11 protein-coding genes are annotated in these 15270 nt (G+C 51.9%); 7 read left to right on the top strand and 4 right to left on the bottom strand.

What is annotated here, in order from left to right:
• Positions 1-180: 180 nt before the first annotated feature.
• Positions 181-489 carry an isoamylase early set domain-containing protein gene (locus AB1N33_RS02640; RefSeq protein ID WP_411269964.1) on the bottom strand — a complete coding sequence of 103 codons (309 nt, stop codon included), beginning with the start codon at positions 487-489 and terminating at the stop codon, positions 181-183.
• Between the two features lie 245 nt (positions 490-734).
• Between AB1N33_RS02640 and AB1N33_RS02635 the strand changes: the two genes are divergently transcribed.
• The 3 genes from AB1N33_RS02635 (at position 735) to AB1N33_RS02625 (ending at position 5576) form a co-directional block, all read left to right on the top strand.
• Entirely contained in the window at positions 735-1967 is a 1233-nt protein-coding gene (locus tag AB1N33_RS02635) for an efflux RND transporter periplasmic adaptor subunit (protein WP_411269963.1), read from the top strand.
• Positions 1964-5116 carry an efflux RND transporter permease subunit gene (locus AB1N33_RS02630; RefSeq protein WP_411269962.1) on the top strand — a complete coding sequence of 1051 codons (3153 nt, stop codon included), beginning with the start codon at positions 1964-1966 and terminating at the stop codon, positions 5114-5116. Before AB1N33_RS02635 ends, AB1N33_RS02630 begins: the two co-directional genes overlap by 4 nt.
• A 103-nt stretch (positions 5117-5219) precedes the next feature.
• On the top strand, positions 5220-5576 hold the full coding sequence (locus tag AB1N33_RS02625) for a hypothetical protein (RefSeq protein WP_411269961.1): 357 nt from the start codon (positions 5220-5222) through the stop codon (positions 5574-5576).
• A 45-nt stretch (positions 5577-5621) separates the two neighbouring features.
• On the opposite strand, the gene AB1N33_RS02620 is transcribed toward AB1N33_RS02625, so the two are convergent.
• Both AB1N33_RS02620 and AB1N33_RS02615 read right to left on the bottom strand, forming a co-directional pair.
• Positions 5622-7889 carry a TonB-dependent receptor gene (locus AB1N33_RS02620; protein WP_411269960.1) on the bottom strand — a complete coding sequence of 756 codons (2268 nt, stop codon included), beginning with the start codon at positions 7887-7889 and terminating at the stop codon, positions 5622-5624.
• A gap of 124 nt (positions 7890-8013) precedes the next feature.
• The gene (locus AB1N33_RS02615) at positions 8014-9009 is read right to left on the bottom strand and encodes a GlxA family transcriptional regulator (RefSeq protein WP_411269959.1); all 996 of its coding nucleotides are present in this window, start codon (positions 9007-9009) and stop codon (positions 8014-8016) included.
• Positions 9010-9137: 128 nt separating this feature from the next.
• Here AB1N33_RS02615 and AB1N33_RS02610 point away from each other — a divergent pair, with 128 nt between their 5' ends.
• Genes AB1N33_RS02610 through AB1N33_RS02595 form a run of 4 tightly spaced genes read left to right on the top strand, consistent with a single transcriptional unit; the run spans position 9138 to position 13511 of the window.
• Positions 9138-10940 (top strand): acyl-CoA dehydrogenase, encoded by a 1803-nt coding sequence (locus AB1N33_RS02610; protein ID WP_411269958.1) that lies wholly within the window; start codon positions 9138-9140, stop codon positions 10938-10940.
• 17 nt (positions 10941-10957) lie between these two features.
• On the top strand, positions 10958-11965 hold the full coding sequence (locus tag AB1N33_RS02605) for an NADP-dependent oxidoreductase (RefSeq protein WP_411269957.1): 1008 nt from the start codon (positions 10958-10960) through the stop codon (positions 11963-11965).
• Positions 11966-11968: 3 nt separating this feature from the next.
• Positions 11969-12724: an SDR family NAD(P)-dependent oxidoreductase gene (locus tag AB1N33_RS02600; protein WP_411269956.1), complete on the top strand. Its 756-nt coding sequence runs from the start codon at positions 11969-11971 to the stop codon at positions 12722-12724.
• Between the two features lie 22 nt (positions 12725-12746).
• Positions 12747-13511: an SDR family oxidoreductase gene (locus AB1N33_RS02595; RefSeq protein WP_411269955.1), complete on the top strand. Its 765-nt coding sequence runs from the start codon at positions 12747-12749 to the stop codon at positions 13509-13511.
• A gap of 36 nt (positions 13512-13547) precedes the next feature.
• Here AB1N33_RS02595 and AB1N33_RS02590 read toward each other — a convergent pair whose 3' ends face one another.
• Entirely contained in the window at positions 13548-15224 is a 1677-nt protein-coding gene (locus tag AB1N33_RS02590; protein WP_411269954.1) for a sensor domain-containing diguanylate cyclase, read from the bottom strand.
• Positions 15225-15270 lie beyond the last annotated feature (46 nt).

Raw genomic sequence — 15270 nt, 5'->3', positions numbered from 1 at the left:
GGTCGACAACCGCCAGTTTAAAGGCCAGTGAATAATCCCGCTGAGTTCGTTTAGTACTTGTATTCATTACACTCTCCAAAAAGAAGCTGGAAAGTGTCAACTTTATTTAGGACGGGTCATCGCTAATAAAAAAAGCCGCACATGCGGCTTTTTTTGTATGACCAATGCCGGTATAGCGTGTTACAGCCGGACAACCGAATTGTCATCCCAGGCGACCGGGGAGGGCTGATAGCCGTCCGCCTGCCAGTCGTTTTCCCACTTTTCATCGTCAAGCAGATAACGGAACTGGTAGGTTCTGTCTGCCGGTAAATCGAGTGTTTGTGTAAAGTCACCGCTCTTGAGTTTTTTCATCGGCGCAACACACAAATCCCAGTCGTTGAAGTCACCCACCAGCTTTGCGGTTTTTGCACCATCGGCTTCCTCTGCACGAAGTCGGAAAGTGACTTTGCACACAGGTTTTGATTTAAGGTACTGCTTCTTGATTGACATGTGTTTCCTCCGATAATCACTATAATCAATGACAACCTATCATTACTTCTTATTGTCTAAATTTCAATCGCTCACTGGTCTAAACAGCAATTAAATTGCAGGAACCGTTTTGATCACAAAATCTAACAAACTTATCAGGGAATCTGGTCAGGAAAGCAGGTACACTGCAGGCGTGAAAAAGCGCATTGTCGATGGTGCGCATAAACAATAACAAAGACGAATTAATTAAACCTTAGGGAACCGGGATGAAACACTCTTCTTTGATGAAAGCGGGGCTGCCGTTATTAATACTGATCGGCGCCATTGTCGTTGCTGCCGTCATGATTAAATCGCGTAAGCCGCCAGAACAGAAACCTGTAGAAGAAAAGGCGTTTCTGGTCAGTGCAGAGCCAGTGAACAGCGAGCAGGTCCAGTTCACTGTCGAATCACAGGGCAATGTGTTACCAAAGCATCAGACCCGGTTAAGCAGTCAGGTCAGTGGTCGGGTCGTGTGGCTGAATGACCAGTTTGTGGTAGGTGGTATGGTCCGACAGGGCGATGTGCTGGCCGAGCTGGAAAAAGCGGATTATGAAACGGATGTCAGACTGGCTGAAGCCGAACTGGCGCAGGCTAAAGCTGCCCTGGAAGAAGAAATTGCACGCGGCAAGGTGGCGCAGGAAGAATGGCGCTCTGTTAACAGCGTGGTACCGCCGGAGCTCGGCTTGCGCAAACCGCAACTGGCCAGTCAGCAGGCCAGTGTGAAAGCCGCTGAGGCGAAACTGGAGCGGGCACGCCGAAACCTCGAACGCGCCACAATCCGTGCACCCTATAACGCGATCATTATAGAGCGGAATATTGACGTAGGGCAGTTTGTGTCTGTGGGAGCCAATATTGGCCTGTTAAACGGCACCGATGTTGCCGAAGTCCGCTTACCGATTACCGACAGTGATTTGGCCTTCCTGAATGTCTCAGCCAACCCGGAGAGTGTTGAAAATGTCAGACTGACCGCGCGGGTTGCCGGTAAAGTACGGACCTGGCAGGGCCGGCTGGCCAGAACCGAAGGGGTGCTCGACAATACCAGTCGCGTTGTTTACGCCATTGTAGAGGTGCGCGATCCATACCAGCGCGAAACCAGCACCAATGACAGTGCGATTCTGCGTTTTGGTCAGTTTGTGCAGGCTGAAATTCAGGGCGAGAAATCACAGCAACTGTTTGTGTTACCGAGAAATGTTGTTCGTCTGGATGGCACTGTGTTGTCGGTCACCGAGGACCGCGTCATTGACATAAAATCTGTAGAAACTATCCGTACCACGCCAGATAAGGTGTTTGTCGCATCAGGCCTTGATGAAGGCGATATGGTTGTACTGAGTGCGGTGCCGAACCCGTATAGCGGTATGAAAGTCCGTCTGCCTGGTGAAGAGCCTGCGGTTCCGCCAGAAGCAAAGAACGACAAGGCTGATGACCCTGACTCGATCGCGTCGGAGCAGGAGGGAGAATGAGCAAAATAGATACGCATAATGGGCTGATTGCCTGGTTTGCCCGCAACAATGTGGCCGCCAACCTGCTGATGTGGCTGCTGATTGTTGGCGGCATATTTGGCACCTTCACGATCCAAAAGCAGATTTTCCCTGCATTCGAGATCAATATTATTAACGTGCGGGTTCCTTATCTTGGTGCGGCGCCACAAGAAGTGGAAGAAGGCGTGATTCTCAAGGTGGAAGAGGCCGTCAAGAACCTCGAGGGGATCAAGAAAATCACTTCCACGGCAGTTGAGGGCATGGGAACCGTCAGTATCGAAGCCGAGGAAGACTATGATGTGCAGTCACTGCTTGACGAAGTCAAAGTGCAGGTGGATGCCATTGCCAGCTTCCCGGCGGACACCGAGAAGCCGGTCGTATACCGACAGAAAATGCAGCAGGATGTGCTGTGGATGTCGGTATATGGTGATGCGTCGGAACGTGAACTCAAAGAATTCGCCAAGGATTTGCGCGATGAAATTGCCAATCTGCCGGGCATTTCACAGGTTCAGGTTGTTGGTGCCCGCGACTACGAAGTCTCTGTCGAGTTATCTGAAGTCGATCTGCAAAAATATAATCTGACCTTTTCCGAAGTGGTCAACCGCCTTAGCCAGTCCAGTGTTGACCTTCCGGGTGGATCAATTCGTACCCAGAACGGTGACATTCTGCTGAGAACCAAAGGCCAGGCTTATACCGGCTGGGACTTTGCCCAGATTGTACTGCTGACCGACGCGAATGGCACCCGGGTGACACTGGGCGATGTTGCCTACATTAACGATGGTTTTGTAGAGGACAACCAGTTCGCGTTGTTTGATGGTAAACCTGCTGTGAGCCTGCGGGTGCAGGCGGTTGGCGATCAGAACGCGCTGGAGATCTCAGAGCGGGTGAATGCCTACATCGAGGAAGCCAAAGCAGACTTTCCGGCACATATCAGTGCCGACACCTGGGGTGACAGCTCATTTTATCTGGCAGACCGCTTAAATATGATGCTCGAAAACATGTTTTTCGGTGCGTTGCTTGTCTTTATCGTGCTGTCCCTGTTTCTGAAAATTAAACTGGCGTTCTGGGTCATTGTCGGGTTGCCGGTGTGTTTTCTTGGCACGCTGCTGGTGCTGCCCATTGATATGCTGGGCGTATCGATTAACCTGCTTAGCCTGTTTGCCTTTATTCTTGTGTTGGGGATTGTGGTCGATGACGCCATCATTATGGGCGAGTCGGCCTACACCGAAATTGATAATCGCGGACACAGCACAGACAATGTGATTGCCGGGGTGAAAAAGGTCGCCATGCCAGCTACCTTCGGTGTACTGACGACCATCGCTGCCTTCTCGCCAATGCTGATGGTATCGGGACCGTTTGGGGTAATCTGGAAGACCATTGGTCTGGTGGTTATTATTTGCCTGGCATTTTCACTGCTTGAGTCGAAGCTTATTTTGCCTGCTCACCTCGTTCACATGAAAGTGAAGCCGTATGATCCGGCTAAGGCAAACCGGTTCCAGCGCTTCCGCGATATTTTCAGCGAAGGCATTAAGCGCTTTATCCACAATACCTACGCGCCATTTCTTAAAAAGGCGGTGAAAAACCGGTATCTGACCCTGGCGGTGTTTTTCGCCATGCTGATTTTGACCATCGGCTTATTCGGCGGCGGGTTAGTACGCTTTGTGTTTTTCCCGAATATCCCCAGTGACTTTATGATGGCAAGCGTTGAACTGGAGCCGGGCTCATCGCTGGCCCAGCGTGATAACGCGATCAGTACGCTACAAAATGCGCTTGAGAGCATGGACCGCAAACTGGAGTCTGAGACCGGCGCAGGGGTAGTCAAGCACGCGATTGCCTATGATCAGGGGAACCTCAGTGGGCAGGTGTTTGTTGAGCTGACTAAAGGCGAAACACGTGAACTGACTGACTTCGATATTCATCAGCGCTGGCGTGACGAGGTGCCTGAAATTCCGGGCGTTAAGTCGTTTAATATTGGTTCACCAGGTGGTCCCGGTGGCGGGTCAGACCTCAGTTTTGAGTTTGATTCTGCTGACATTGAAGCGCTGCGCAGTATCAGTAATGCGCTGAAAGAACGCCTCAGAAGCTATGATGGTGTTACTGACATTAACGATACGTTTGCCGGTGGCAGCGAAGAGATTCAGTTGTCGCTGAAGCCGCAGGCTGACGCGCTTGGGATTTCGCTGGCTGACCTTGGCCGTCAGGTACGTTTTGGGTTCTACGGTGCTGAAGTGCAGCGGTTACAGCGTGATGAAGAAGAAATTCGCGTCATGGTGCGTTATCCGAAAGAAGAGCGCACGTCCATTAAGCACCTGCAAACCATGCGTATCAGAGCGCCAAACGGCGAAGATATTCCGTTTGAGGAAGTGGCAGACATTAAGCTTGATAAAGGCTTTGACAGCATCATCCGCGTAGATGGAGAGCGATCTGTCACGGTTACCGCTAAGGTGGATAAAGGCATGCTGGATCCAGGTGAGGTAACCGGCGATGTAATTGAAAATATCATGCCGGAGCTGCTAGAACAGCATCCGAGTGTGAGCTTCCAGTTACAGGGCAATTCCCGTGAGCAGGGCGAAGCCATGATGGGGCTGGCGAAAGGGCTGTTGTTTGCGCTGTTTGCCATCTACGCATTGTTGGCAATTCCGCTGCGCTCGTATTCGCAGCCGCTGATTATTATGTCGGTCATTCCGTTTGGTATTGTTGGCGCCATTGTTGGCCACCTGTTACTGGGTAAAGCCGTTAGCGTATTGTCTATCTGCGGTATCATTGCCCTGTCTGGCGTTGTGGTTAACGACAGTCTGATTATGGTCGACTTCGTTAACCGGGCCCGCAAGGAAGGTATGTCGTTAATTGATGCTGCCATTAATGCGGGCACGCAGCGTTTCAGGGCAATCATCCTGACGTCACTGACCACATTCATGGGGCTGATGCCCATTGTTTTTGAACGCAGTCTGCAGGCGCAGGTGGTGATCCCAATGGCGATATCACTGGCCTTCGGTATATTGTTTGCCACCATCATTACCTTATTGCTGGTACCTGCGCTGTACCTGATCCTCAATGACCTGAAAAATATTTTCCGGCGACGGCCTGTACCCGCAGAGGCTACGGATAATGCTCCGCTAATGGGGAAATAATCAAAGTAAACGGCACCTGAGGGTGCCGTTTTTGTTTTATTGCTTGAAATATCATCACTCACACATATACTGTATATATAAACAGTGTATGTGTGAGGTGAACATGACATCAGGCATCAAAGCTATTGACAAGCTGTTACAGACTTACGGACTGGCACATCAGGAAGGCAGTGATCCTTTCCAGTCGCTGACGTGGCTACATGGTGGCGATAAGCGCGCGACCACCATGAAGTTGCCCTGGTGCATGTATGAAAAAGTGATGCAGCGCCCTGTGTCTGCGCGTCTGACTTACCATCAGCTGTATTTACCTTATCGTAAGGCCCGGCTCGCCAGCTTCCTGATTGACGAGAAAGGGGAGGTGATTGAGCAGGTGTATTACCAGCGAGACGCCAGAATGGTCGCCGCATGCCGTTACCTCCAGCGGTTGCTGAATAAAGCTGACAGACCTATCGCAGCATAAAAAAAGGCGCCAAAAGGCGCCTTTACTGTGTAAAGCGTGTTCTGCTTAGTAGAACGATACGCGCGCTTCAACACCCCAGATACGAGGCTGATTGATAATGCCTGTCAGGTTGTTAAAGTCGACAGCACCGCGCACATTGTCCTCATCGGTAATGTTTCGACCGTAGAACGCAATGGTGTAGTTGTCTACGAAGTTTTCATAACCAATACGCAGGCCACCTTCGAAGTTGTCGTCAGTCTTAAATTCCACCGCGTCATACAGGAACAGATTGGTTTCGCCCTGGAACGCCCAGTCAGTGAAGATGAAGAATTCACCGTCATTGCCTGCAGGAATGGCGTAACGCGCAGTGAAGTTAAAGATGGACTCTGGTGCCTGCGGGAACGGGTTACCGTCGATGTACGCACGGTTATCAGCTGTAACCGGGTCGTTGACGGTACAGTTACCGCTGAAGTCAGCACTTGAGCCACATGGCTGAACGGTCAGTGAATCGTCCTGAATTTCGGTGTGGTTGTAGCTGTATCCGGCTGTCAGCGTCAGCTGGTCGGTCGCAAGCCACTCGGCATCGACTTCGAAGCCGTACGCTTCACCCTGGTCTGCATTCACCAGTGACGTGAAGTTGTTTTCACCACCGATAGCAGAGAACTGCATATCGTCCACGGTGTAGTAGAACGCCGCTACGTTAAGACGCAGGGTGTCGTCGAGCAGATCAGATTTGAAACCGGCTTCAAAAGAATTAATGGTTTCAGCATCGGCAACCGACGGTGCACCTTCAAACGCCACATCACGACCCTGGATAGTCTGGGCACGGAAACCGTTGGCATAACGGGCAAACAGCGACACATCTTTGGTCAGGTTGTAGTTGGCGCTTAGCTCATAGCTGAACTGACCGTCATCCACATTGATCGGATCGTAGTCCTGAACAGAGGCTGCACCAATAACCAGCGCAAAGCCATTGACGTTCTGGTCGCCAACCCGCAGTGATTTTTCATCGTGGGTGTACCGAATACCACCGGTAATGTTCAGCTTGTCATTCACCTGATAAGAAGACTGACCAAATATCGCCCATGTCTGGTTGTCATGGAATACCGTGGTTGCACCGAAGAAACCGTCGATACTGGTTACATTGAACGACGAATCAAAGAAGAATGCGCCGACCTGCCAGTTCATGGCGCCGCTCATGTCGCTCGCAAGACGAATTTCCTGCGTGAACTGCTCCAGATCATCCAGGTTATCCTGCGTTACCGCGGTAAACGGGATGAAACCAGGCTGCGATGTATCGCCAGAGCCGCTGCCGCCATCAATATCACCCAGGCTGTAACCGTCCGCTTTTTCAAGCGCAGTGATAGAGGTCAGCTCCATGCCGTTAAAGGCATAGGTCAGTTTCAGTGATGATCCAAAACCGGAATATTCCTGAGGGTTGTTATCAGCACCGTTACCGTCAATATCGCCATCGTAATAAACCACGTCACGATCGTAGTTTTCATTCAGCTTATTGCTGCCTTTTGTGAATACGTTCGCGCGGAAGACCGATGCAGTACCGTTCAGTTCACGACCGTGAACATTTAGCAGCGCAGAGAAATCGTCTGTTGGTTCCCATAGCAGCTGTGCGCGCCATGCTTTCTCGTCAAAGCCACCCAGCGCATCTTTCTCACCAGTAAATGCGTTGTCGATCCAGTCATCACGCTCCTGGCTCAGTACTGAGATACGGCCAGACAGATTTTCTGTCAGTCCACCGCCAACAGCACCTTCAAAATTGACGGTGTTGTAGCTGCCGTAAGACAGTTCAGCAAAGCCTTCAAGATCCTGGCTAGGTTTAACCGTGTCAAACTTCACGATTCCGGCTGTTGTGTTACGACCAAACAGCGTGCCCTGAGGACCACGCAGCACTTCTACGCGCTGCACGTCGAACAGTGGGAAGCTTTTCAGTACCACGTTTTCCATCACGACTTCGTCCATGATGATAGAAACCGGCTGTGAGGCTGCCAGATCAAAGTCGGTGTTGCCTAAACCACGAATGTAAAAGCGCGGTGCAACGCGACCGTTTGATGATTCCGCGTACAAGCCAGGCACACGAACGGCCAGTTCAAGAATGTCACCGCCGCCGGAAAACAGGCTTTCAAACTTTTCGCCACTCAGCGTGGCAATTGAGATAGGCACTTCCTGAATAGACTGGGTACGCTTTTGTGCCGTTACCGTAATCTTTTCCAGGGCAGCTTCTTTTTTGGCTGTCGTTTCAGTTTCCTGAGCAAAAGCCTGGGTGCTGAGCGCAGTACTTACCGCAAGGGCCAGTGACGCAAGTTTATGTGTTCTCATGTATCCACCAAGAGTGTGTTGTTGGGTTTTTTTGAAGAATAAATGGTGCAAAAAAAGTGAGGTTGCACGCGGCCCTAAATTTTACACAATTTGGCGATAAAAAAACGGTTTTTTGTGAAGAAAATTAATTTCTTTTGAATTTTGCGCGATATTGCGACGGGGAGAGTCCGGTATGGCGTTTAAACAGTCGGGAAAACGAACTGACGTCATCATAGCCGATTTCTGTCACTATCTTTTCCAGCGCGTTGTGTGGGGTTTCGAGTAATTTCATTGCCCGTTCAATGCGCACGGTCTGAAGATACTTGATTGGGGTGAGCCCGGTGGCGCGTTGAAAACGTCTGGTCAGGGTACGCGGTGTCATGTTGTGCTGGTGCGCCAGTGACTGCAGGCTGACAGCGGATCGGAACTGTTTGTCCAGTGTATCCTGAATGGCGAGGATGGCATGATCCTGATGAAATTTATGCTGCCGCGTGCCGGCATACATTGTCTGGTTTGGTCGAGACATGTCCAGGACATGCGATTTTGCAGTATCGCTGGCAACCTGATAGCCGCAGTAGCGCTCAATTAAAAGCAGAGCGAGATCAATCCACGCCATGCCACCACCGGCACAAAATACATTATCGTGTTCGGTCAGCATTTTTTCTGGCTGCAGCCTGACGTCAGGAAACAACTGACGAAACTGTTCTGCATAGCCCCAGTGTGTCGTGGCCGCGCGATTTGCCAGCAAACCTGCTGCTGCGAGCAGGAATGTGCCCGTGCAGTTTCCGGCAATGTCAGCACCAGAGTGATAAAGCCGTCTGAGGTGCACCTGCAGGTTCTGGTTGTTCTGCAGTACCCGTGGAATATCGCCGCCAATGGTGGGCACAATCAGAATGTCAGTTTTGTCGATATCTTCCAGCGCAGTCTGTGGTTGCAGGATAAACTGATTGGTACAGGTTACCGGTGCGGCATGCAAACTTGCCAGCCTGACCTGAAACGCCGGTTTAATTGGCTGATTGTGAATACGCTGCCAGGTGATGCCCGCCAGCGCAAACAGGTCGTGAGCGCCGGTGATCGCCGACGCCAGCGCCTGATCAAAGGCCACAATCGTCACAGAGAGGTCAGGCGTGTTTCGCTGCATAAAAAAGAATGTCAGACAGCTATCACTGCGGTGAATGGCTGTCTTTTTTCACCATAATTGTGTCAATTATGCCAATAATGGCATGAACCGGAATGTGACACAATGACCAGATAACTCTGGAGGTAAGCATGGCTAATCAACTCATTCCAAGACGCGAAATGCAGTTTCAGCTTTATGAAGCGCTCGATACGGCCGCTTTGTGTTCGTTGTCCCGTTTTACCGAACATTCGGTTGATACATTCAATGCGGTCATCGACACCGCTGAGCGGATGGCAGAAGAGAAATTTTTGCCGCATAACAGCAAGGCAGATAAAAACGAACCTACGTTTGATGGCCACAAAGTGAGTATGCTGAGCGACGTCAAAGACGCCTTCGATGCCTACCGCGAGGCCGGTTTCATTGCGGGGCATTTTGATTTCGAAGACGGCGGTATGCAGCTGCCTGTTACCGTTATGAACGCCTGTTCCGGCTATTTTCTTACCGCCAATCCATCGTCGGTTGCGTATCCATTCTTAACGTCTGCCGCCGCGAATGTGATTAATCATTTTGCCAGTGACGAGTTAAAAGGACAGTTTCTGGATAAGATGCTGACCGGCACATTTACCGGCACCATGGCGCTGACAGAGCCTCATGCGGGGTCAGCGCTGGCTGACATCCGCACCACGGCAACGCCACAGGACGACGGGACATACCGGATTAAGGGCAGCAAGCTTTATATCTCCGGCGGTGAACATGAACTGTCAGATAACATCGTACATCTGGTGCTGGCAAAAATTCCCGGAGGACCACCAGGAGTAAAAGGCATCTCGCTGTTTATTGTGCCGAAATACCGGCTGGATGAAAACGGCGATCCGGATGTCCGAAACGACGTGACGCTGGCCGGTCTTATTCATAAGCTGGGTTATCGCGGGACAACATCGACGGCGCTGACATTCGGTGAAAACGGAGATTGTCACGGCTACCTGGTCGGTGAACCTCATCAGGGCCTGCGGTACATGTTCATGATGATGAACGAAGCGCGTATCGGCGTTGGCTATGGTGCCGCCATGATTGGTTACCGTGGTTACCGTTATTCTCTTGAGTATGCAAAAGATCGCACACAGGGCAGAGCAGCGCCCCACCTTAACCACGATGATCCGGCCTGTCCGATTATTGCTCACGGCGATGTGCGGCGTATGCTGCTGGCGCAGAAAGCGTACAGCGAGGGTGGCATGGCACTTTGCCTTTATGGCAGCTACCTTATTGATGAAATGAGCAGTTGTGAAGACGCAGAGGAAAAGGTTGAGCTTGCCCAGCTGATTGACCTGCTGACGCCGGTATTCAAAGCGTGGCCGTCAGAGTTCGGACCAAAAGCCAATGACCTGGCCATTCAGGTGCTTGGCGGGGCAGGCTATACCCGCGAATATCCGGTGGAACAGTGCTGGCGGGATAACCGTTTGAATCCTATTCATGAAGGGACTAACGGTATCCAGGCGCTAGACTTGCTGGGCAGAAAACTGTGGCAGCATGACGGGCTGGGACTGAAGGCACTGATGAAACGCGTAATGGCAGATTTGGCCGCCGCTACGACGCCCCGGGCTTCGGCCCTGGCGACGACGCTGGCGCCGTACCTGAAAGAGCTTGAAAAGACCATTCAGCATCTTGCGGGCGCGCTGAAAAGCGATAAGCAGAGCATTATGCTGACCAATGCCAGTTGCTTCCTGAACGTGTTCTCAAGCTGCGTGGTCAGCTGGATCTGGCTGCGTCACGCGACCGTTGCAGAAAAAGCACTGCAGGAAGGTGCATCGGGCGAAGACGCACACTTTTATGAGGGCAAGCTGGCTGCAGCAGAGTACTTTATTCACTGGGAACTGCCTCTGACCCGTCGGGACACCGACATACTTAATCAGGCGGATGCGACATGTGATGCAATGCATCCGGACTACTTCTAAGACAAGGACACTACACTATGCAATATAAACAATGGCAACTTTCGTCACGACCTGTTGGTGAACCCACCCGTGATAACTGGAACCTGGCAACCGTAACGTTGCCGGAAGTAAAAGACGGGCAAATCGCAGTAAAAATTTTGTATATCTCGCTGGATCCGGCGATGCGTGGCTGGATGAATGACGGAAAATCGTACATTGAACCGGTTCAGATTGGCGAAGTTATGCGAGCGGGGACCGTGGGCGAGGTGATTGAGTCCCGCGCGGATGGCTTTGAAAAAGGCGATATGGTGTATGGCAATCTGGGCGTTCAGGAATATGCGGTTACCTCCACGCAAGGGCTGCATAAAGTTGATCCTTCGCTGGCTCCGCTGCCACGCTATCTTGGTGTGCTTGGCATGCCGGGCATGACAGCCTACTTTGGTCTGTTGAAGACCGGTGAACCAAAAGCCGGAGAAACCGTGGTTGTCTCTGGTGCTGCCGGTGCGGTCGGTGGTGTCGTCGGTCAGATTGCGAAAATTAAGGGCTGTCGCGTCGTCGGTATTGCTGGCGGAAAGGATAAATGCGATTACCTCATCAACGAGCTCGGCTTTGACGCCGCGGTAGATTACAAAAACGGTTCACTGCTGGCAGAACTGAAAGCAGCCTGTCCCAACGGCATTGATGTGTTCTTTGATAATGTGGGTGGTGACATTCTGGATGCCGCGCTGACCCGTATTAACCTGCATGCGCGCATCGTTATTTGCGGTGCGATCAGTCAGTACAATAACACGCAGGCGGTGAAGGGCCCGTCCAACTACCTGTCACTGCTGGTTAACCGCGCCAAAATGGAAGGTATCGTGGTGTTCGATAACGCCAGACATTACGGTGAAGCGGCGCGTGAAATGGCAGGCTGGATTGCGGCCGGTAAACTCAAAGCCAAAGAACACATTGTAGAGGGCCTTGAGACATTCCCGGAAACGCTGATGATGCTGTTTAAGGGCGAGAATTTCGGCAAGCTCGTGCTAAAAGTAAATCATGAGGACTGACCGATGAATCTGGAAGGAAAACATATTCTTATTACCGGCGGTGGCTCAGGTATCGGAGAAGCGGCGGCGCTGCGAACCGCACAGCAGGGCGCACTAGTCGGTGTGGCGGATATCAACATCGACAATGCCCGTGACGTGGTAGCACGCATAACATCGAACGGCGGTAAGGCGTACGCACTGCATGTCGATGTCACCTCTGCTGAGTCGGTCGGCGAGATGATTGCGGCCGCCCTGGCGCAACACGCACGCCTTGATGTGATCATCAATAATGCAGGTATCGACCACATGCCAGCGCCGATGCTGGATGTGCCTGACGAGGCACTGATGAAAAACCTTAACGTCAACCTGATTGGCGTCTGGCACTGCATGAAGCGCGCGCTGGGCGTTATGCTGAAGCAGGGTGGTGGGCATATTATTAATATCGCGTCGGTAGCGGGTCTGCGCTCGGCGCCGATGATCAGTGCGTACAGCGCAGCGAAACACGGTGTGATCGGGCTGACCCGTTCCGTGGCCGTTGAATATGCGCGCGCGAATATCCGCATCAACGCAGTCTGTCCGAGCTTTGTCGATACCCCCATGGTGCAGGGCGTATTGTCACATCTGGATGAGCGCGGTCAAAAGAACATTATCAACGCTAACCCGATGAAGCGGCTTGGTAAACCAGAAGAAATCGCCGCAGCTATCGGGTGGTTGTGCACGGACGAGTCGTCATTCATGACCGGGCAAACCGTGGTACTGGACGGTGGCATGCTCGCGTGAGCATGCCCGATAGGAGCATAAAATGAAAACAGACTTATTTGACCTTACAGGTAAAGTGGCCCTGGTGACCGGCGCAAGCAGGGGAATTGGCGAGTCAATTGCCCGTCTTCTGGCTAAATATGGTGCGCATGTGATTGTGTCCAGCCGTAAAATTGATGGGTGTGAAGCGGTTGCTGCATCCATTCGCGAAGAAGGCGGTAAAGCAGATGCATGGGCGTGCCACGTAGGCGACATGAAGCAGATAGAAGACACCTTTGCTCACATTAAAGCCGAGTACGGGCGTCTGGACATTCTGGTTAATAATGCCGCCGCTAATCCTTACTTTGGCCATATTCTGGACACCGACCTGGGGGCATTTGAAAAAACCGTGGACGTGAATATCCGTGGCTATTTCTTTATGTCAATTGAAGCCGGAAAAATGATGAAAGCGCAGGGTGGCGGGGTGATCCTCAACACGGCATCGGTCAATGGTGTGGTACCGGGCGACATGCAGGGAATTTATTCTATTACCAAAGCGGCGGTCATCAGCATGACCAAGTCTTTTGCGAAGGAATGTGGCCCGCTGAATATCCGCGTTAACGCACTGTTGCCGGGCCTGACGGACACCAAGTTTGCGTCAGCACTGACCACCAATGATGCGATCCTGAACAAAGCGCTTAAGCAGATCCCGCTTGGCCGCGTGGCTGACCCCGATGAGATGGCCGGAACTGTGCTGTATCTGGTGTCAGATGCATCGAGTTACACAACCGGTGCCAGTATCATTGTTGATGGCGGTATGCTTGCCTGATAACGAAAGGGGCGCCGGTCACTTTTCGGCGCTCCGTCATTCGCTGACTTCAGTGCGGTTTCTGCCGTTGTGCTTGGCCTTATAAAGTGCTTCGTCGGCTCGCGCAATGGTTTCTGAGGCCTTGTCATCCTGCTGTGAAATGGTGGCCACGCCGATACTTATCGTCATCCGCCCAACATCCTGATGAGGTGTTGCGGCAACCTTTTTACGTACTTTCTCAGCCACGACCTGAGCGCCGGCTTTATCGGTTTCCGGCATAATCAACACAAACTCCTCACCACCCGATCGGCAGATGAAGTCAGACTCACGGGCAGAGCCTGTCAGCAGTTCAGCCAAATGCCTGAGGGCATTGTCTCCGGCCTCATGGCCAAAGGTGTCGTTTACCTTCTTGAAATGATCGATATCAATCACCGCTACACTGTACGCTTTTTGTCCCCGCTTAAAGCGCAGGTAGGCCTGATGCAGGTATTCATTCAGCGCACGGCGGTTTTTAAGCCCGGTCAGCGGATCCTGGAGGGCCTGTTTTTCCAGTTTTCTGTTGGCCTGTTCGAGTTCTCGGGTGCGCAGCTCTACCCGTTCTTCCAACAGGGCATTGGCTTCCTGAAGGTGCTGACGTCTTATCGCGAGCTTGTTCATCATGGACTGCAATGCACGCGCAAGTGATGCAACTTCTTCAAGGCCACTGGGCACGGAAAAGCTGTGATATTTCTCATCGGTAACACTTTCGGCCTGCCGGGCCAGTGACTCAATAGGCTTGCTGAACCGGGTTGCCAGCCGGTATGCAAAGAACACAAATACCAGGCCGACCAGTACAGTTGCAATGGCAATCTGGATAAGCAAAACAGTTAATCCGGATAACGCCGATGCGACAGGCTGACGGACAATGATTTTCCATCCGAGCGGTGTTGAGATATCGGGCCTGATGGAGGAGACTGAGGTCAGGTATTTTGCATGCCCCCAGGACACCACCTGAGTATTTTCCTGTGACAATACTCCAAGCGTGATGGCCGGTTTACCGATACGATCGAACGGATAAAGCACCTCGCCATCGTTATTTACAATAAAGGCTTCAATATCATTATGCTGGCTGCTTGGTAACGCGTTATTCAGCGTGGCGCTTACCCAGGCAAAATTAAGGTGCGCAGCAATAACCCCACTGACGTTACCGCTGTTGTCTGTGATCGGGCTGGCAACATCAATAAAGCGCAGGGGCGCATCTGAGGCACTACGGGGGAGGAGCTTTTCAAGTAAAACAGCCTGATGCACATCGCCGACGAAAGGGCCATTAATTGCTTGACGAAACCAGTCCCGGTGACTCACATTTTTGCCTTCCAGCAAGCCGTTTCTGGCAACCCTGACACCCCCTGTTTTATCGGTAAATCCCAGCCAAGAGTAGTAAGGGTAGCTGCTGGCAATAAGATCAAGCAGTGCGCGCACGTCATCCTGAGGACTATCACTTGCCACCAGCAGGCTATGCCGGCTGAGCAGCATGATTTCCCGCTCACGCTCCTGTAGTTCCTTTTCAATGGCGCTGCTGGCAGCATGAGCCGCCTGACGAAGGTAATTTCCACTGGCATCCGTAAGCTGCACGCCGCCTGCGAGACCGGCAAAGGTGGCAACGAGCACGCCAATAACCAGTGACAGGCCGCCTACAAACAAGGCCAGCCTGTTGCGGAACGTATTTAATGTGGCAAAACGTCGGTATCGTCTCATGGTGAGAAACAGCAGCCTCAGGGTGGTAAAAGCGTAGCGGCGTTTA

The organism is Alteromonas nitratireducens, assembly GCF_040812025.1.
GTDB classification, from domain to species: Bacteria; Pseudomonadota; Gammaproteobacteria; order Enterobacterales; family Alteromonadaceae; genus Alteromonas; species Alteromonas nitratireducens.
The sequence above is the reverse complement of the archived record's forward strand: the minus strand, read 5'-3'. Positions and strand labels throughout refer to the sequence as shown.

Coding starts and splice junctions, on each gene's coding strand:
- AB1N33_RS02610 (WP_411269958.1), top strand. CDS start 9,138: ATGGCTAATCAACTCATTCCAAGACGCGAAATGCAGTTTCAGCTTTAT.
- AB1N33_RS02595 (WP_411269955.1), top strand. CDS start 12,747: ATGAAAACAGACTTATTTGACCTTACAGGTAAAGTGGCCCTGGTGACC.
- AB1N33_RS02640 (WP_411269964.1), bottom strand. CDS start 489: ATGTCAATCAAGAAGCAGTACCTTAAATCAAAACCTGTGTGCAAAGTC.
- AB1N33_RS02630 (WP_411269962.1), top strand. CDS start 1,964: ATGAGCAAAATAGATACGCATAATGGGCTGATTGCCTGGTTTGCCCGC.
- AB1N33_RS02615 (WP_411269959.1), bottom strand. CDS start 9,009: ATGCAGCGAAACACGCCTGACCTCTCTGTGACGATTGTGGCCTTTGAT.
- AB1N33_RS02635 (WP_411269963.1), top strand. CDS start 735: ATGAAACACTCTTCTTTGATGAAAGCGGGGCTGCCGTTATTAATACTG.
- AB1N33_RS02625 (WP_411269961.1), top strand. CDS start 5,220: ATGACATCAGGCATCAAAGCTATTGACAAGCTGTTACAGACTTACGGA.
- AB1N33_RS02620 (WP_411269960.1), bottom strand. CDS start 7,889: ATGAGAACACATAAACTTGCGTCACTGGCCCTTGCGGTAAGTACTGCG.
- AB1N33_RS02590 (WP_411269954.1), bottom strand. CDS start 15,224: ATGAGACGATACCGACGTTTTGCCACATTAAATACGTTCCGCAACAGG.
- AB1N33_RS02600 (WP_411269956.1), top strand. CDS start 11,969: ATGAATCTGGAAGGAAAACATATTCTTATTACCGGCGGTGGCTCAGGT.
- AB1N33_RS02605 (WP_411269957.1), top strand. CDS start 10,958: ATGCAATATAAACAATGGCAACTTTCGTCACGACCTGTTGGTGAACCC.